Annotated in this window: 16 protein-coding genes, 1 tRNA gene and 1 pseudogene; 10 read left to right on the top strand and 8 right to left on the bottom strand. The window is 52.5% G+C overall.

Going from position 1 to position 15,757, the window contains the following annotated elements:
• Positions 1-30: 30 nt before the first annotated feature.
• On the bottom strand, positions 31-543 hold the full coding sequence (locus BD01_RS08885; protein ID WP_042692135.1) for a CDP-2,3-bis-(O-geranylgeranyl)-sn-glycerol synthase: 513 nt from the start codon (positions 541-543) through the stop codon (positions 31-33).
• 72 nt (positions 544-615) lie between these two features.
• Here BD01_RS08885 and BD01_RS08880 point away from each other — a divergent pair, with 72 nt between their 5' ends.
• From BD01_RS08880 to BD01_RS08860, 5 genes are read left to right on the top strand one after another with little or no spacing between them, the layout of a single operon-like run.
• The gene (locus BD01_RS08880) at positions 616-1,515 is read left to right on the top strand and encodes an LEA type 2 family protein (RefSeq protein ID WP_042692133.1); all 900 of its coding nucleotides are present in this window, start codon (positions 616-618) and stop codon (positions 1,513-1,515) included.
• 43 nt (positions 1,516-1,558) lie between these two features.
• The gene (locus BD01_RS08875) at positions 1,559-2,077 is read left to right on the top strand and encodes a DUF3201 domain-containing protein (RefSeq protein ID WP_042692131.1); all 519 of its coding nucleotides are present in this window, start codon (positions 1,559-1,561) and stop codon (positions 2,075-2,077) included.
• Complete coding sequence (locus tag BD01_RS08870) at positions 2,046-3,215, top strand: RsmB/NOP family class I SAM-dependent RNA methyltransferase (protein WP_042692129.1); 1,170 nt, start codon at positions 2,046-2,048, stop codon at positions 3,213-3,215. Before BD01_RS08875 ends, BD01_RS08870 begins: the two co-directional genes overlap by 32 nt.
• 2 nt (positions 3,216-3,217) lie before the next feature.
• Positions 3,218-4,243, top strand: a complete 1,026-nt coding sequence (locus BD01_RS08865; RefSeq protein WP_042692128.1) for a flippase-like domain-containing protein — start codon at positions 3,218-3,220, stop codon at positions 4,241-4,243.
• Between the two features lie 11 nt (positions 4,244-4,254).
• On the top strand, positions 4,255-5,091 hold the full coding sequence (locus BD01_RS08860) for an NAD(+) kinase (protein ID WP_042692126.1): 837 nt from the start codon (positions 4,255-4,257) through the stop codon (positions 5,089-5,091).
• Here BD01_RS08860 and BD01_RS08855 read toward each other — a convergent pair.
• The 4 genes from BD01_RS08855 to BD01_RS08840 all read right to left on the bottom strand — a co-directional run bounded on the left by BD01_RS08855 (position 5,088) and on the right by BD01_RS08840 (position 9,413).
• Positions 5,088-5,840 (bottom strand): DUF835 domain-containing protein, encoded by a 753-nt coding sequence (locus BD01_RS08855; RefSeq protein WP_042692124.1) that lies wholly within the window; start codon positions 5,838-5,840, stop codon positions 5,088-5,090. The genes BD01_RS08860 and BD01_RS08855 overlap by 4 nt on opposite strands.
• Positions 5,831-6,808 (bottom strand): bifunctional N(6)-L-threonylcarbamoyladenine synthase/serine/threonine protein kinase, encoded by a 978-nt coding sequence (locus tag BD01_RS08850; protein ID WP_042692122.1) that lies wholly within the window; start codon positions 6,806-6,808, stop codon positions 5,831-5,833. The genes BD01_RS08855 and BD01_RS08850 overlap by 10 nt, the downstream gene beginning before the upstream one ends.
• A 75-nt stretch (positions 6,809-6,883) precedes the next feature.
• On the bottom strand, positions 6,884-8,209 hold the full coding sequence (locus BD01_RS08845; RefSeq protein WP_042692120.1) for an acetate--CoA ligase family protein: 1,326 nt from the start codon (positions 8,207-8,209) through the stop codon (positions 6,884-6,886).
• A complete protein-coding gene (locus tag BD01_RS08840; RefSeq protein ID WP_042692118.1) occupies positions 8,199-9,413 on the bottom strand; it encodes a hypothetical protein in 1,215 nt (404 codons plus the stop codon). The genes BD01_RS08845 and BD01_RS08840 overlap by 11 nt, the downstream gene beginning before the upstream one ends.
• 67 nt (positions 9,414-9,480) lie before the next feature.
• Here BD01_RS08840 and coaD point away from each other — a divergent pair.
• Both coaD and tpiA read left to right on the top strand, forming a co-directional pair.
• Positions 9,481-9,942 (top strand): annotated as a pseudogene (gene coaD, locus BD01_RS08835) (phosphopantetheine adenylyltransferase); the annotation flags it as partial.
• 67 nt (positions 9,943-10,009) lie between these two features.
• Positions 10,010-10,690, top strand: a complete 681-nt coding sequence (gene tpiA / locus BD01_RS08830) for a triose-phosphate isomerase (RefSeq protein WP_042692116.1) — start codon at positions 10,010-10,012, stop codon at positions 10,688-10,690.
• A gap of 20 nt (positions 10,691-10,710) precedes the next feature.
• On the opposite strand, the gene BD01_RS08825 is transcribed toward tpiA, so the two are convergent.
• Positions 10,711-11,592 carry a nucleotidyl transferase AbiEii/AbiGii toxin family protein gene (locus tag BD01_RS08825; protein ID WP_169730291.1) on the bottom strand — a complete coding sequence of 294 codons (882 nt, stop codon included), beginning with the start codon at positions 11,590-11,592 and terminating at the stop codon, positions 10,711-10,713.
• Between the two features lie 49 nt (positions 11,593-11,641).
• Positions 11,642-12,259 carry a type IV toxin-antitoxin system AbiEi family antitoxin domain-containing protein gene (locus BD01_RS08820; protein WP_245599228.1) on the bottom strand — a complete coding sequence of 206 codons (618 nt, stop codon included), beginning with the start codon at positions 12,257-12,259 and terminating at the stop codon, positions 11,642-11,644.
• Between the two features lie 123 nt (positions 12,260-12,382).
• Here BD01_RS08820 and BD01_RS08815 point away from each other — a divergent pair.
• Positions 12,383-12,458 (top strand) — tRNA-Gln (locus tag BD01_RS08815).
• 512 nt (positions 12,459-12,970) lie between these two features.
• Here the strand turns inward: BD01_RS08815 and BD01_RS08810 are convergent.
• Positions 12,971-13,807 carry a hypothetical protein gene (locus BD01_RS08810; RefSeq protein ID WP_042692114.1) on the bottom strand — a complete coding sequence of 279 codons (837 nt, stop codon included), beginning with the start codon at positions 13,805-13,807 and terminating at the stop codon, positions 12,971-12,973.
• A 138-nt stretch (positions 13,808-13,945) separates the two neighbouring features.
• Here BD01_RS08810 and BD01_RS08805 point away from each other — a divergent pair, with 138 nt between their 5' ends.
• Both BD01_RS08805 and BD01_RS08800 read left to right on the top strand, forming a co-directional pair.
• Positions 13,946-14,788 carry an N-glycosylase/DNA lyase gene (locus tag BD01_RS08805; RefSeq protein ID WP_051482199.1) on the top strand — a complete coding sequence of 281 codons (843 nt, stop codon included), beginning with the start codon at positions 13,946-13,948 and terminating at the stop codon, positions 14,786-14,788.
• Between the two features lie 15 nt (positions 14,789-14,803).
• Complete coding sequence (locus BD01_RS08800) at positions 14,804-15,757, top strand: ADP-ribosylglycohydrolase family protein (protein WP_245599227.1); 954 nt, start codon at positions 14,804-14,806, stop codon at positions 15,755-15,757.

Here is a 15,757-nt window from a genome sequence, read left to right as displayed (position 1 = left end):
GAGATTATTGAAGAAACGGCAAAAAGTAAATCACCAGGGAACACTCTTCCAACCCATTCTATAGGCGAAGTAGTTGGCCCCCCAGTGAACGAAAGGCGAGACGACGAGGAGGAATATAATCTGCCCGCTGGAAAGGGTCTTGACTGGGTAGGCGAAGGCCAGGGCGCTTATGAGAAAGCCGAGCTGGTCGAGGCCTATCGCCGGGGCACCGCGCGGAAGGTTCGCGCGCCTCTTGAAGAAGCTACCAACGAGGTCGCCGACAAGGGCACCGAAGGATAGCAGGAAGGCCAGCTTAACGGCAGTCACAAGAGAGCCGTAGAAGTCCGGCGTTATAAAGTACTGGATTACCCCAACGAGCGTCCCTATAGCGACACCACCGATGAAGCCCCTCCAGGTCTTCCCGTCGCCGAGAAGCCGTTTTCCGTCCCTCCATTTCCGTCCACCGTCTATCGGCCTCCCCCCTCCAACGAGTACCGGGGAAGCATTGGCTACGTAAGCGGGAAGGATGTACCAGAACGCCCAAAAGATGGACTCCAGCCCCATTCTACCACCAGGGAAATAAGCTGGGAACCTTTTATAAGGATTGAGGGATAAGAGTGGGAAAAGGTGGTTGGAATGATAAAGAAGCTCGTTGCAATCGTGCTCCTGGCACTGCTCCTGTGGGGGGCCTACATCGCCTACGCGCTCCTGAGCTCACCTCCAAAGTTCACGGCCCGCTGGGGCAACGTGACCGAGGCAAGCACCGAGGTCGTCATCCAGGGCGAATGGAGCAAGCCCATCATCCTCCCGGTTTCAATGAACAACGTCACGATGAACTTCATGGGGCTTACTGTTGCATGGACCGACAGGGTGAAACTGTCAGAGAAAAACGCTCTCGTCGTCCTCGGCATAGACAACCACAACCTCGTGAGGGCGCTCTTCGACTACCTCAACAACGGGCAGAACGGGACGGCGAAGATTTCCTTCAACGGCAGGCTCCTGAAGGTGATTCCCCTGAAGTTCAGCGTGAAGCGCAACGTCCACATGGACCTGCTTGGGAAGCTCAACTTCACTGCGGAGAGCAAGCCAATCCTTGGAGGCCTCGCGTACACCCCAGCCCTGCTGAGCACCAAAGTCCGCTGGGGCGGGGAGAAGGGAAACAGGGGAATACTCATCGCCGATATGGAGTTCTACAACCCCAACTCGTTCCCGATTCCGGTGGCAAACCTGACGTTTGACCTCTACGCGAACGGAATCAAGATTGGAACCGGCTACCTGCCGAAGTCCACGGTCATTCCCGCAAAGGGATACGCGACCGTCACAGCCGTCATAGAGCTCGATGAGAACGTCCTGCCGAAGGTCTGGACCCTCCACGTGAAGAACGGCGAGGAGAGCACCGTTGAAGTCCAGATAACGCTCTCGACGACCATCCTCGGCAACACGGTCCAGATACCGCTCAAAACCGAGAAGAAGGTTGTAAAGACCAACATAATGGAGGGCATCAACGAGGCGCTCTCCCAGCTCACGCGGGGATGAGCTTTTAAAGGCCCGCTTCTCCTTTCTCTTTACGGTGAGGGGAATGAACGTTAAGGAAATCCACGAGTTTCTCAACCGGCTGTGGGACGACATATTCACGCTCAACGATGAACTCAAAGCCGAGCTTCCGGAGAAGGGCTTCAAGGTGGAAGATGTAGAGGAGGTCTTTGGAGCCTACATATTCCTCGACGGCGAGTGGGTCAGGATGGACTACCCGCACCCTGCCTTCGAGGTAAAGCCCCAGATTGAGGTAGGTGCGACGCCCGAGAGCTACTACTTCGTCGTTGCCGTTCCAAAGGAGAGGATAAGCGAGGGCTTTTTGAGCCTGTTCCTTGAACTCTTCCCGAGGAGCTTCATCTACGGGAGTGAGAACTTCCTGAGCGACGTTTACAACTGGAGGCGCGACGGAAGGGTCTCGCCGAGGGAGGTCCTTGAGAGGATTGAGGGGAGCGGGGAGAAGGTCTTCCAGTTCGAGGCGAACTTCGGAAGTTTAGAGGCGCTCAAAAAAGGCCTTGAGAGGCTGATTGACGTTGGAAGGGAATGGGAAATCTTCGACCTTTGAGGCCTTTCCGGCGGAGCTTCAAGAGTATTACCGTAAGCTCTTCGGGAAAGAGGCAGAGGAGATAATGGCATCGCTCAGAACACCGGTCGAGAAGTACTATATCCGAGTGAACACCCTAAAGACGAGCAGGGACAAGCTGATGCGAATCCTCAGGCGGGAGGGACTGAAGCCGAAGAGGAGTCCCTACCTCAGGGAGGGCATCTACTTCGAGAGGGAAGGCCCCAACTTTCCAGACGACTACGAGCCGGGGCTGAAGGTCGTCAGGGCCAACAAGTTCGCGAGCGAGAGCGTCTACCAGGGGGCGAACCTCTACGCGCCGGGAGTCCTTCAGGCGGACAAGAGCATAAGGCCCGGCGACGAGGTCGAGATTAGGGACCCGAGGGGACTTCTCGTCGGGATTGGGATTGCCAAAATGAGCGCCAAGGAGATGATAGTTTCGACGAGGGGTTTGGCCGTTGAGGTTACGACTCCAAAGTTCAAACTTCCCAGTTTGAGCGAGCTGGAGAGCTTTAAGGAAGGCCTCTTCTACGCCCAGAGCCTGCCCTCGATGGTGGTCGCCCACGTCCTCGAGCCGAGCGAGGAGGAGCTGATAATCGACATGGCGGCCGCTCCCGGCGGAAAGACGAGCCACATAGCGCAACTCCTTCAGAACAGGGGTGAAATCATCGCGATTGACAAGTCGAGGAACAGGCTTAGGAAGATGGAGGAGGAACTGAAAAGGCTCGGTGTGAAAAACGTCAGGCTCATCAGAATGGACGCGAGGAAACTGCCGGAGCTCGGGCTTCAGGCTGACAAGATACTCCTCGACGCCCCGTGCACCGCCCTGGGAATAAGGCCGAAGCTCTGGGAGAGCAGGACGCCGAGGGACATAGTGGCTACGGCCCGCTACCAGAGGGCCTTCATCTGGGCCGCGATAAAGTCACTCCGCCCGGGAGGAGTTCTGGTTTACTCGACCTGCACGCTGAGCTATGAGGAGAACGAGGCAAACGTCAGGTTCATGCTGGAGAAGGGCCTGAAGCTGGAGGAGCAGGCCGTTTTCATAGGCTCCGAAGGAATCGGACTTGACAATGTTCAGCGCTTCTATCCAAACAGGCACTTAACCCAGGGCTTCTTCATAGCAAGGCTCAGGAAGGTGTGAGCATGAAGAAGTACTCCCTCCTGGCCGTGGGAATAGCGATAATTGCGCTCCTCCTCTGGTGGGCCGGGATAAGGGACGTCGTGGAGATTCTACGGGGAGCAAGGCTCGACTACTTCCTGCTCGCGGTTCTCATGTACGTCCTCGGGCTCCTGTCGTGGGGCCTGCGCTGGCGCGTTCTCCTCAACGCCCTTGGAGTGCGGGCGAGCTTCACGAAGATACTCCTGGCTTTGCTCGCGGGAATATTCGTCAACAACGTCACCCCTGGAGCGAGGGGCGGTGGAGAGCCCGTCAGGATGTACTTCCTGGCGAAGGAAACGGAGAAGCCCTACGGCCAAGTGTTCGCGACGGTTATGATGGACAGAATCCTCGACCTGATTCCGGTCGTGGTTATGCTGGCCTTTTCCACCGCCTACGTTTACAGGCTCGGTTCGCTTTCGCTCACGGCAGTCCTTGTACTGCTTGACCTGGTCTTCGCGGGACTCATCCTCTTCACCCTCGGAATCCTGCTGAGCGAGAGGAAAACAAAGGGGGCCCTCTACTGGTTTTTCAGGCTCTTCGAAAGGCTTGCACCCGGAAAGGCCGAGAAGTACCGGGACAGGTTTGAGAGAGCGGTCGAAGTTGACGTGCCGAGGTTCCAGAGCGACTTCAGGTTTTTGATTAGACACAAGGGCGTTTTCCTGCTCGCACTGGTTTACTCAACCGCCTCGTGGCTCTTCACGGTTTTACGGACTTACTACGCCTTCCGGGCCATCAACTACCCCGTTTCCCTCGTGGACGTTATGGTCGTCCAGATGGTCGGGATAGTGGTCGGCATGCTGAGCGTCATCCCCGGTGGGGCGGGCATAATCGAGACCGTGAACTCGGGAATCTACGTCCTCCTGGGGATAAACAAGGAGATAGCCGTCACCGCGACGCTCCTCGACAGGCTAATCTCCTACTGGATTCCAACGGCCCTCGGGGCCCTCGTGACGACACACTTCGGGGCAAAGCTGAGGAGAAAAGGTTTAATTGGTAGGGGCCGTAGATAAGGGGGATTACCATGAGGTTCGGCGTCGTTGCGAGAAGGGACCGGCCAGAGGCCCTGAAGCTGGCCTACCGCGTCTACGATTTTCTTAAGGTCAGCGGTTACGATGTTGTGGTTGACGAGGACACATACAGGCACCTGAAGGAGTTTGAGGAGGCTGATGTTCTCCCGCTCGAGGACTTCGACGTGGACTTCATAATCGTCATAGGCGGTGACGGAACCATTCTCAGAGTCGAGCACAAGACGAAGAGGGACATCCCCATTCTTGGCGTCAACATGGGCACCCTCGGCTTCCTCACGGAGGTCGAGCCCCACGAGACGTTCTTCGCGATAAGCAAGCTGATTGAGGGCGAGTACTACATAGACGAGCGCATAAAGCTCAGAACTTACCTTGACGGCAGGGCCAGCGTTCCGGACGCGCTGAACGAGGTTGCAATCCTCACGGGAATCCCGGGCAAGATAATTCACCTCCGTTACTATATCGACGGTGGACTCGCCGACGAGATTCGGGCGGATGGCCTCATAATCTCTACTCCCACAGGCTCAACCGGCTACGCGATGAGCGCTGGCGGGCCGTTCGTTGACCCGAGGCTCAGCGTTACTGTGATAGCTCCCCTCGCGCCGATAGCGCTGAGCTCGAGGCCGATGGTAGTGCCGGCTGAGAGCAGAATAGACGTTCGCAACATGGCCCTGAAGAGGGAGATAGTGCTCGCCATAGACGGTCAGTTCTACACCTACCTGCCCCCCGAAACCGAGATAACGATAAAGCTCTCGCCGAGGAAGGCGAAGTTCGTGCGCTTTACGAAGGAAATCTACCCGAAATACACGCTGAGGCTAAAGAAGAGGTTTTAAAGGGGCTCGAACTCCTTGAGGAGGAGAGCTTTCTCCTGCTCGCTCAGAACGGAGTCGTCAACGAAGATTACGAGACCCGAGCCGTGCTGGAGAACGACGTGGTCTTTAAGGTTCGTGAGGAACTTGAAGACCGTTCTGAAGTCGTTGTAGAGGAGCAGATACTCAACGCAATCTATTAGAACCGCCGAGCCAGGATTGTCACGAACGAAACGGAGAATAACATCGTGAAGAACGTGTAAGGCGGTGGGATTCACACCACCGGAAACCTGCGTCACCCAGACTGTTGAGACGTTGTCAAAGCCCTCGTACATCCCCGGGGACCTAGTGACGGCCAGAACAGGGAAGTTAGCACTCTTCAGGAGCTCGATAACGTCTAGGAGTCTGTTCTTGGAAAAGACTACGTGGGCACCAAGGGCAGACTTCTGACCTGCCTTCGGTGGAGCAGGAAGGTAGCGATTTTCCATGAGACGAACGTAGTAAACCACGGAGTATATCACACCTATTATTGAAACGAAGTAGGTCACCCATTGGAAGTAATAGAAATCCGAAGTACAACAAAAGTCATCAATCAAGTCCGTGAGCCTGCCCACAAAGGCTATGGAGAGGAATATAACCGAGTACTTAACCATCATGTTTAATTCGGGGTCATAGCGGTTCATTCGCCTCGCCATAAAGGCGAGAGCATACCCTACTGCCAGTAGAAGAACCAAATCCATTGCAACGACATAAAGGGGCACAGCTAATCCCATGTCACCTCAACCTCGTCCGTTCTGAACTTCTGCTTTACGATGGTTTCGTCGAGCGAGAACCTTATTCCGGCTTTAAACATCCTCAGACCGGTGTAGGCTATCATCGCCCCGTTGTCCCTGCAGAGGTCGTAGGGCGGAACGAAGAACTCAACGCCCCTGTCCTCGGCCATGATTTTTAGCATCTCGCGGAGGCGGTTGTTGGCGGCGACTCCACCGACGAGAACGACCTCATCTTTACCGGTGTGGGCTAAAGCCCTCTCGGTGACCTCGACCAGAGCGGAGAAGGCCGTCTCCTGGAAGGAGTAGGCCAAATCCTCGACGCGGTATTTGCCGGTGCGGTACTTTCTCACGGCCTCGGTCAGAACGCCTGAGAAGCTCAAATCCATTCCCTTAACCGCGTAGGGGAGCTCTATGTAGCGCTCACCTTTAAGCGCGAGCTTCTCAATCTTCGGACCGCCGGGGAAGCCGATGCCAAGTTCTCTCGCGAAGGTGTCTATCGCGTTGCCTATGCCTATGTCGAGGGTCTCGCCGAAGACGCGATAGCGACCGCCCTCTAAAGCTAAAACCTGGGTGTTCCCTCCGCTCACGTATAAACCAACGGGGTCCTTAACCCCGAACATCTTGGTTATCTCGACGTGGGCTATGCAGTGGTTTACCCCAACGATTGGCTTGCCGTACTTTATCGCCAAAGCCCTCGCCGCTGTTGCCACAACCCTCAGAGCCGGGCCGAGACCGGGCCCCTGGGAGAAGGCTATAACGTCAACGTCCTCCATCGTTATCCCGGCCGTCTGAAGGGCCTTCCGGAGAAGGGGCTTGAGAAGGCGCGCGTGATGCTCAGCGGCTTCCTTCGGGTGGATTCCGCCCTTTTCGGTTGTGAGAGTGTCGAATACGTTGGCAAGGACTTCCTTCTCAGTCACGATGCCTATGCCGAGAGTGTGTGCGGTTCCCTCTATACCGAGCGCTATCATGACGGTCGAAAAATGAAGGGTGAGAGTATAAAAGGCTACCGGATGGCAAACGTTTCAAAACAAAAAGTAGGGAAATCATCCACGAAGCGCCAACCACCTCAAGGCCTTTGCCGCGCGCTCCGGTGTGGGGAAGTTCTTGATTCCGTTCTCCTCCAAGAGCTTCACACCACCGCGAACCAGCTCGCCGGCCATGAAGTTAACCACAACCGGCTTGTCGCACTTCGCCTCGATTACGGCTTTGGCTATCTCCTCGCTCGGAATGAAAATCGGCGGGACGCAGATTACCAAGAGGGCATCAACGTTCTCGTCCTTGCATACAACTTCAATCGTCCTCTTATAGCGCTCGTAGTCGGCATCTGCGATAAGGTCAACCGGGTTTCTGGTGGAGCACTGAGGCGGAAGGAAGGAGCGGAGCTCCTTGACGGTCTCATCGCTCAGCTTGGCTATTTCAAGGCCGAGCTTTTCGAGCTTGTCGGTGGCCAAAACGCCCGGTCCTCCGGAGTTGGTGATTACGGCAATTCTCTTTCCAGCTCTGGGATACATCTCGAAGGCTTTGGCCGCATCAAAGAGTTCCTCCATCTCCTCGACCTCTATCGCCCCGGCCTGCTTAAAGGCCGCGCGGTAGATTTCGTAGCTTCCAGCCAGCGAGCCAGTATGGCTTGCCGCCGCTTTAGCCCCGCTCTCGCTCTTTCCGGCCTTGAGGATTATAACCGGCTTCCTCTCGCTCGCGTAGCGGAGGGCCTTCAGGAAGCGCCTGCCCTCCTTAACTCCCTCGATGTAGAGGGCTATCGCCTTGGTGTTCTCATCGTCCGCGAAGTACTCAAGGAAGTCGCTCTCGTTCAGGTCGGAGGCGTTTCCATAGGAAACGAAGGCCGAGAATCCTATCCCCTCGTCGTTGCCCATCGCCAACGCCGCACCGCCAAAGGCCCCGCTCTGGCTGATTAAGGCCAGTCCACCGGGGTTAACTCTAACCTCGAAGGAGCCGAAGAACTTGCCATGAACGCCGAAGATTCCGGCACAGTTGGGGCCTATAACGCGAACGCCGTGCTTCTTGGCTTTCTCAACCATCTCGCGCTCAAGCTCCTCGTTCCCTACCTCGGAGAAGCCCGCACTTATAACGACGGCGCCCCTAATGAGCGGGCCGATTTCATCGATTAGGGAGGGAACGAACTTGGCGGGAATCGCTATTATGGCGGTGTCAACCGGCTCTTCAAGCTTCTCGCGGATTCGGAAGGTTCTTCCGGCGACCTCAACCCTTCCGCCCTTCGGGTTGACGGGAATTATTTTACCCTCGAAACCGCCCTCGACGATGTTCCTGAGGATTTCGTAGGCTATCGCACCTTTCTTGAAGGAGCCGAAGACGGCAACGCTCTTGGGATAGAAAAAGAAGTCAAGGCTCATCTCCATCACCCTCCCCAGGACTTTCCTCCAGGAGTACTCCTTCCTCCCGGGCCTCCCCCACAGACTCGGCTCCTTTTTCCTCGTTTTCACCGCCCAGCCCTTCGGAGGCCCGGGAGCGTTTCCTCAGGAAAAGGACAATACCGGCGATGAGTATAACTCCCGCGCCCGCGATTGCGTAGAGGTATGTGTTTCTCTCCTGCTTGAACTCCATTATGAGTGTATCCCCAGGCCCCAGCTGGTACTTCCCGCCGATTACAGTTATGTTATCGAAGCGTCCGGGCAGTTTCACGACGACGAGCCACTGAACAGAGCGCCAGCTCTTTTTGACGGAAACCTGGGGCTTAACGACGCCTATCACCTTGAGGCCGTTTGGTATCTTCTTCGCGGAGATGCTGAGCGGATGCATTGTCTCGCGGAAGGAAGTCAGAAGGGTGCTCTCAACAGAGGACGTCGCGTTTGCACCCACAAAGGTCGCGTTGAAGTAAACCAGGCCCTCAGTGGGGTCGAAGGAAACGCTGAGGTATCTCTTTGTCGAGTTGAGGAACTGAACTAGGCGATAGACGGGGTTGTAGAGCTTAATCATCGGGAAGTAATCACCGTCCTCCCAGACTGCGACGTTGTCAACGAGTTCCTTTGGGGCCGGGACGAGCGTGTATATGTCGTAGTCCTTGGGGAGAACGAGCGTGAACCTGCGCCACTTGAACGGATAAACAACGCCCAAAAACTTCATCCTCATAGAACCGTAGTACGGACAGGTCAGGTACTTGCCGTCCTCGTTCACGAAGAACGGGGTGAGGGTAAAGCGTATCACTGCCTTCCACTTGCTGGTAACCTGGACGGGCCCGCCGGGGGGAACGTATATGACGGCACTCATGTTCGAGTCCGAGAGGCGGCCGTTAATGAAGTCCTTGAAGCTCTCATAAACGACGCCGTAGACGAGGTTCGCGAACTCCCTGGTGGCGTTGGTCTCGTTAACCTTTGCGAGAGAGTTGAGGTAGTCAACGAACGTCCGGTTCACAAGGTTTGCCTCAATCGTGAAGGAGCCGGCCCAGACGAGGGAGCCGTTTATGTTCATCTGGGAAACCCTGAGGAAGATGCTAACGTCGAAGAGGTTGATGGATTTATCCTCACCCGCCGAAGCCCCCAGGGGAACCGTCGAAAGAAGAATCATAACTGCCAGCAGAACGGAAAACTTCCCCTTCATGTCACCACCTAAGGGGACTCCGGGAGCTGATAAAAAAGCTTATTGGTTCTCAAACCTAATGGAAACCATGAGAAAGTTCAGGAAAGTCGTCGTCGGCGGGACCTTCGACAGGCTACACCTCGGCCACAAGGCGTTGCTCAGAAAAGCCTTCGAGGTCGGGAAGGTGGTTTACGTCGGCTTAACTTCGGATGAGATGATTAGGGACAAGCCCTACGCAGAGAAGATACTCCCCTACGAGCTACGCCTGAGGGATTTGCTCAAGTTCTTCGACGTCAACGGCTATACAAACTACCGCGTCATCAAAATCCACAACGCGATAGGATTCGCGGGGGAAATGAAGAGCCTCGAAGCCATAGTCGTCAGCGAGGAGACCTACAAGGGCGCCCTGATAGTGAACAGGGCCCGGGAGGAGCGCGGGCTTAGACCGCTCGAGATAGTCGTGATTCCAATAATAAGGAGCTCCCTCGGGCCGAAGATAAGCTCCTCGCTGATAAGGGCCGGTTTGATAGACCCTTTTGGCAGGCCCCTCTCCAGTGGAAACGAAACTCCCCGAAAGACGTTTAAGGGGAAAGGACTTAACACCAACGGTGATACCCATGGCGAAGCTGAAGGAGCCGATTATAGCGATTAACTTCAAGACCTACATAGAGGCGACCGGGAAAAGGGCGCTGGAGATAGCAAAGGCCGCGGAAAAGGTTTACAAGGAGACCGGAATAACCATAGTTGTCGCGCCCCAGCTCGCGGACCTGAGGATGATAGCTGAGAACGTTGAGATTCCCGTTTTTGCCCAGCACATCGACCCGATTAAACCCGGAAGCCACACCGGCCACGTCCTTCCCGAGGCGGTGAAGGAGGCTGGCGCGGTAGGAACGCTCCTCAACCACTCCGAGAACAGAATGATTCTGGCGGACCTTGAGGCGAGCATTAGAAGGGCGGAAGAAGTTGGTCTCATGACGATGGTCTGTTCAAACAATCCGGCCGTTTCCGCGGCGGTCGCGGCTCTCGGCCCGGACTACGTTGCCGTCGAGCCACCGGAACTCATAGGCACGGGAATCCCCGTCAGCAAGGCCAAGCCTGAGGTCATCACTGACACCGTTGAGCTCGTCAAGAAGGTCAACCCCAATGTTAAGGTCCTCACAGGCGCAGGAATCAGCACAGGCGAGGACGTGAAGAAGGCTCTTGAGCTCGGAAGCGTCGGGGTTCTCCTCGCGAGCGGTGTTACCAAAGCCAAGGACCCGGAGAAGGCGATAAGGGACCTGGTGTCGCTGATTGTTTGAATTTGCCGTTTCTATCATTTTCATTGACGGGAATCATTAAATTCCAGTTCAGAAAGAACACTCAGAAAGTCCTTTATGAACGCCTGAAACTCAGATTCGGGTGGCTTCGTGAGAACCAGCTCAAGCTCCTTTTCCATGAGCTCTGGGTCAACATTGAACCTGCCAGCTCGGATGGATTCCAGATTCACCCGGAGGTTTTCAGCGGTCCTTGTCGGACTGAACCTCATACTAAACTGTACCTTCTCAATGGCTTCATCAATAACGTTCGAGTAATCATAACCAGCCCTGTAAAGCATGAAAACGTCGTAGAAATCCCTCAGCTTTTGAATCCTCCGGGTTAAAATGGCTCTAATCTTCTCGGCCAGAATCTCCTCAGGAGAATACGCCATGACGGGAAGCACTGAGTACCGTTCAAGCTCCTCAAAGAAGTATGCCTTTTCGTCGTTAGTCAATTTAACGCCCCAAAGAAGCGTTCTGGCCTGTACTTCCCTTTCCTCAAACAGTACCGGCTCGAAAAAGTTGACCTCAATCTTCACGACCTCACCCGTTGGCATGAACAGGTGGAAAAAGACTATCTTCCTGTTCTCGTTCCCCTCAAAGTGAACGAAGTTTTGATTGTAGGCTTTTCCCTCAAAAGGCCTGAAGTCCAAGCCAAGTTCTTCAGCGGTGTAAGAGAGCTTTTCCGAGAGCCACCTCACCTCAGAGCTTATCAGCTTCCTCCTCTCCGAGCGGGAGAGCCTGCCCCTCAGCGGAAACGTGAAGTCGAGGTCAACGCTGAAACGGTAATAGCCCAGATAACACTTGACCAGGCACGTTCCACCTTTGAACAGATACCGCCCGTGGAACCTCTCTTCTCCGTAAAGTTCTCGTAAGATTGCGTGAAGGAGAACGTCTCTTTTCACGAGTAACGGTTTTTCAATGCCGGTCTTCCGGATTATGAAGCCAGTGAACTCATCGCTTGGAAACAATGGCTTCAACCTCCCTTTGAACTGACTTCGGGTATTCTTTAGAGTACTCCATCAGCTTTTCTTTTCTGGCCTTTGCAATGTGTTCCCTTACGACTGCATCTGCATTAAGGCGTTTGTTGTATCGTTTTAAATAAATGAAGTCCAGCAGGGTCTTTTCTAAGTCTGAATACCGAATTTCCCCGCATTTAACCACTCCAAAGCCAAGGAGTGATTCCTTCAGCTTGACGAACTGAACATTCTCGCCGAGAATTGTGACAGGTCTTGACCTTGTTATCACCGGCGTTACCAGAAAAATCCGGGAGTAGTACTCGTAGGTTGCCCCGTTCAACCTCAGAGCCGTGTAAAGGCCAAAGTACCACTTTAGGGCCAGCTTATTCATTGCCTTTGCGATTAAAATCATTGGGTCTGGCGTCTTTCCAAACTTGTATTCCTCAAGTGTCTTCACGTAATAAACCCCGCGCAGGATTCTGACGAGGTAGCCTCGGCTTATGTAGTAGTTCACAATGTATTCAAAGTCCTCCTCAAATCTTTCACAAACTTCTCTAAGCTCTTCCCTGGTGATTACTTTCCCACCGTACCTCGAAAAAATGAACTGAGTCATAGGCTTCATACCCAGAGTTATCAATTAATCATTAAAAAAGTTAATGGTTAGTTAATGAGAGATGAGACCACGAACACAGGGAGCTTAACATTTATAAGCCCGGACTCGGCTTTTCTATCGGGCAGCCCCGTGGTGTAGCGGCCAAGCATGCGGGACTTTGGATCCCGCGACCCGGGTTCGAATCCCGGCGGGGCTACCACAACGAAAGACAAGGGGGCTCCGCCCCCTTATCTCTCTGTACTCTCAAACCCCTGGGGTGGGGCTTCGCCCCACAACCCCGTTTTCTTCCAAACCTCCGGGGGGCTAACGCCCCCACACCCCAAACTTCGCCTGCGCGAAGTTTCATCAAAGTTTGTAGCTCTTTTTGAAAAGCCAAATTTTGGGCGATTTTCTTAATCAAATGGCCGTTTGATTGTGAGAACCTCTCTAATTGCTCCTTTTGCAGAGGTTTATTTTTTTAAATCGACACCCTTTAGGCGTTAGGGAAGAGTAAACCCTTTCAAAGGGTTATTTTGACTGGTTCTCCCTTAGAAAGCTTGATTTTCCCAATAAAATCTTCTTCCCTTGAGCTTTTGAGTGATGAGCTACTAACTTTTAGTGAAGCTTTTCCCAAAAGCTTCCTTCGCAAGCGCTGGCGGAAAGTGTTGTGCTGATCCCAAGTGTTTGTTTTAGAAGTGTTACCAAAAACAAAAATATAAGTAAATTCCAAAACTAGGGTCTTGATAGGAGGATACTTAATAAATCTTTCAAGGATTGGAGAACATTGGATGCGTCATTAATATCAACTCCATAAGCCTCTAGTACACCTTGGGTATAAAAAGCTGCTTTTTCAAGGGCAGTTCCCTCATGTTCACCTTTCCCAATAAGCTCAGCATACTTCAATATGCCTTTTTTAAGAGCTTTCAAGACTATATCAATTTCATCAAAGGCTACCAGCTGTTTTGGCCGCTTCCATGCAAGAAGCTCTTTAACTGTGACCTCATCTTGAGCAACCTTCCACAGAATACTGTCAGTAAAATCGAATTTTGGTATTTCAAGTCCTGTTCTTTTTATTATCTCATGTCTAAGCTCAGAGAAATCCGAAAGTATTCTCTCATGAATTTTAATAAGGTCATTTAATGTGCTGGGAGTTAGCCGAACCACGTGCTCAAGAGGACCCACATTATATCCAAGTTTTTTCGCACCTATAACGAATTTTCTGTTATAGACGGGGAATTTATTTGGGTTAATTGAAAACAAAATTTCTGAAATCGCACCAGAACCAAAGCCTGGGATTTTGATTTTAAGGCGCTCAGAGATGGGAAGGTTATTGTTAATTAATATTTCAAATGCCTTCGCAAGGTTTTCTAAGTTAGTATATTTAAGAATCCGTTCGTTGATATACCAGTCCAAGTCCTTATATGTGAACTTCAACGCCCAGATTTCCCCAACAAGCTGGGTTAGTTTATCCCTTGTAGGATGAGCAATGAAGTCGTTGAGTATCTCAACTATTCTCTGCCTGTGAAGCTTTCGTTCCTCCCAGAACTCCCGGGTAAATAGTACCTCCACCGCAACCACCCATAATAGAGACCACACTTAGGTATTTAACCTTTTTATGGTGAGTTCAATCTTTGAGTTTGTAATAAACTCAAATGCAGAAAAAGTTAAATAGTTCATAGCATGATAGTACTACCGAGGTGACCCCCAATGAGAGGACTGCAAAAAACCCTGCTTTCCTCGTTAAGGGATAACGGCATTGGGGAAGACATGTTTTCCACTGCCAGGAAAGTGGGGAGAATCCTTTCAGACATTCCCCTTCAGGTATGGGACGAGATAGTTAAACAAGAACCCGAGGCAAAACTAGCTGACCAGCTACCCAAGTATGGCTTCGGAAAATTTGCCACGTTCATGGTTATGGCAGGATTGAACGACTACCAATTAAAGGGACCAGCGGAGAAGAAATACTGGCCACTGTTGCACAAGATACTCAAAGAGACCCCGGTTCCTCAAACAACTAATGAGCTCAAAACACTCCTTAGGGGCTTTTATGAAAATGAGAGGTTCAGGAAGGCGAAAGTAAAGAGGCTGGAAAAGTTCCTAGATAGCAACCTAGCCCAAGAACTATGGGTGTCCAATCCAGAGACAGTCTCCAAGAACCTCAAGGAAATTTGGACCAAACTTGCCAAGGTCATGAATCAGAAGAAGAACGCCAAAACAATAGCCTTCGCTATGAAAACATTAGCTATTACTCTAATCCTTTCCGGACACCATGATTTTGACTTTTCAGGGATTCCAATTCCTGTGGACATTCGAGTAAAGAGACTGACTTCAAAAATACTCAAGAAAGAACTCACCGATGAGGAAGTCAGGCACTTTTGGAATGAAGTCCTGAGGGAAATCAAAAAGAGACAGCCAGAGGTGAACATGATTCATTTAGACAGCTTGGTATGGCAGATAGGCAATTTAGCAGACTGTAAGGAAATAAATGAGTACTTCAAAGAGATTCAGGTGCCCCATGTGGGTCAAGAACTCTGTAATTTGATACACTAACAGGAGGGGGGACATATGAATACCTCCGACATGTTTATCTCAAAACTCCTCGGAGGACTCTGGGGAGTCCTCGTTGGAGATGCCTTCGGCCTGACCTTCCAGTTCACCAGCAGGCTTGCCATGGAAGCTGACTATCCCCAGCCCAAAGAGATTCCAATGTTCGACGGCCTGTGGAGTGACGACTCCTCCCTAACCCTGGCAACCGCTCAAGCACTGACAGAAGGCTACAGCATTGAGAAGATTGCAGAAAACTTCCTCCGCTGGTATTATGACGGCGAATTCACGCCGAGGGGATATGCATTCGACCAAGGGAACACGACCTCAATGGCAATAGAACGCATTGCCAGTGGTGTTCCACCTCTCGAAGCAGGAGGCAGAGGAGAGTGGGACAATGGCAATGGCTCGTTAATGAGAATTCTGCCAGCTGCGTATTATGCTTACTTCAAGGTCAGTTCGCTGGAAGAAAGGCTCAAGCTCATTCACGAAGTCTCGATGATTACACACGCCCATCCCCGCTCGCTCATAGGTTGTGGCATCTACTCGTTAATCATCTGGAACATCCTCGACGGGATGGATAAGCTGGAGGCTTACCTTGAAGCGATAGCAACAGCAGAAAAGTTCTACTCAACAGAGCCGTTTGCCAAGGAGCTCGCTCACTATGAGAGGGTCTTGAGTGGGAGGATTCATAAGGCAGAGAGGAGTAAGATTAGGGGAAGTGGCTATGTTGTCCACACTCTTGAGGCAAGTCTCTGGGCTTTCCTGAGAAATGAAAGCTTCGCCGATGCAGTAAAGGAAGTAGTATCCCTCGGAGAAGACGCCGACACTACCGGAGCCGTTACCTGCGGCCTGGCTGGAACGTACTATGGAATTGATGGAATTCCCAGAGAGTGGCTGGAAAAAATTGAGGCAGGAGATTACGCTGGAGAGATAATTAATGCATTCATAGAGAGCCTTATCCAGAGAAAGTGA

It is taken from the genome of Thermococcus nautili (assembly GCF_000585495.1).
GTDB classification, from domain to species: domain Archaea; phylum Methanobacteriota_B; class Thermococci; order Thermococcales; family Thermococcaceae; genus Thermococcus; species Thermococcus nautili.
The sequence above is the reverse complement of the archived record's forward strand: the minus strand, read 5'-3'. Positions and strand labels throughout refer to the sequence as shown.

What these genes read in the sequence shown, in the direction of transcription:
- BD01_RS08885 (WP_042692135.1), bottom strand. Translation starts at nt 543, where the DNA reads ATGGGGCTGGAGTCCATCTTTTGGGCGTTCTGGTACATCCTTCCCGCT.
- BD01_RS08880 (WP_042692133.1), top strand. Translation starts at nt 616, where the DNA reads ATGATAAAGAAGCTCGTTGCAATCGTGCTCCTGGCACTGCTCCTGTGG.
- BD01_RS08875 (WP_042692131.1), top strand. Translation starts at nt 1,559, where the DNA reads ATGAACGTTAAGGAAATCCACGAGTTTCTCAACCGGCTGTGGGACGAC.
- BD01_RS08865 (WP_042692128.1), top strand. Translation starts at nt 3,218, where the DNA reads ATGAAGAAGTACTCCCTCCTGGCCGTGGGAATAGCGATAATTGCGCTC.
- BD01_RS08860 (WP_042692126.1), top strand. Translation starts at nt 4,255, where the DNA reads ATGAGGTTCGGCGTCGTTGCGAGAAGGGACCGGCCAGAGGCCCTGAAG.
- BD01_RS08855 (WP_042692124.1), bottom strand. Translation starts at nt 5,840, where the DNA reads ATGGGATTAGCTGTGCCCCTTTATGTCGTTGCAATGGATTTGGTTCTT.
- BD01_RS08850 (WP_042692122.1), bottom strand. Translation starts at nt 6,808, where the DNA reads ATGATAGCGCTCGGTATAGAGGGAACCGCACACACTCTCGGCATAGGC.
- BD01_RS08845 (WP_042692120.1), bottom strand. Translation starts at nt 8,209, where the DNA reads ATGAGCCTTGACTTCTTTTTCTATCCCAAGAGCGTTGCCGTCTTCGGC.
- BD01_RS08840 (WP_042692118.1), bottom strand. Translation starts at nt 9,413, where the DNA reads ATGAAGGGGAAGTTTTCCGTTCTGCTGGCAGTTATGATTCTTCTTTCG.
- tpiA (WP_042692116.1), top strand. Translation starts at nt 10,010, where the DNA reads ATGGCGAAGCTGAAGGAGCCGATTATAGCGATTAACTTCAAGACCTAC.
- BD01_RS08820 (WP_245599228.1), bottom strand. Translation starts at nt 12,259, where the DNA reads ATGACTCAGTTCATTTTTTCGAGGTACGGTGGGAAAGTAATCACCAGG.
- BD01_RS08805 (WP_051482199.1), top strand. Translation starts at nt 13,946, where the DNA reads ATGAGAGGACTGCAAAAAACCCTGCTTTCCTCGTTAAGGGATAACGGC.
- BD01_RS08800 (WP_245599227.1), top strand. Translation starts at nt 14,804, where the DNA reads ATGAATACCTCCGACATGTTTATCTCAAAACTCCTCGGAGGACTCTGG.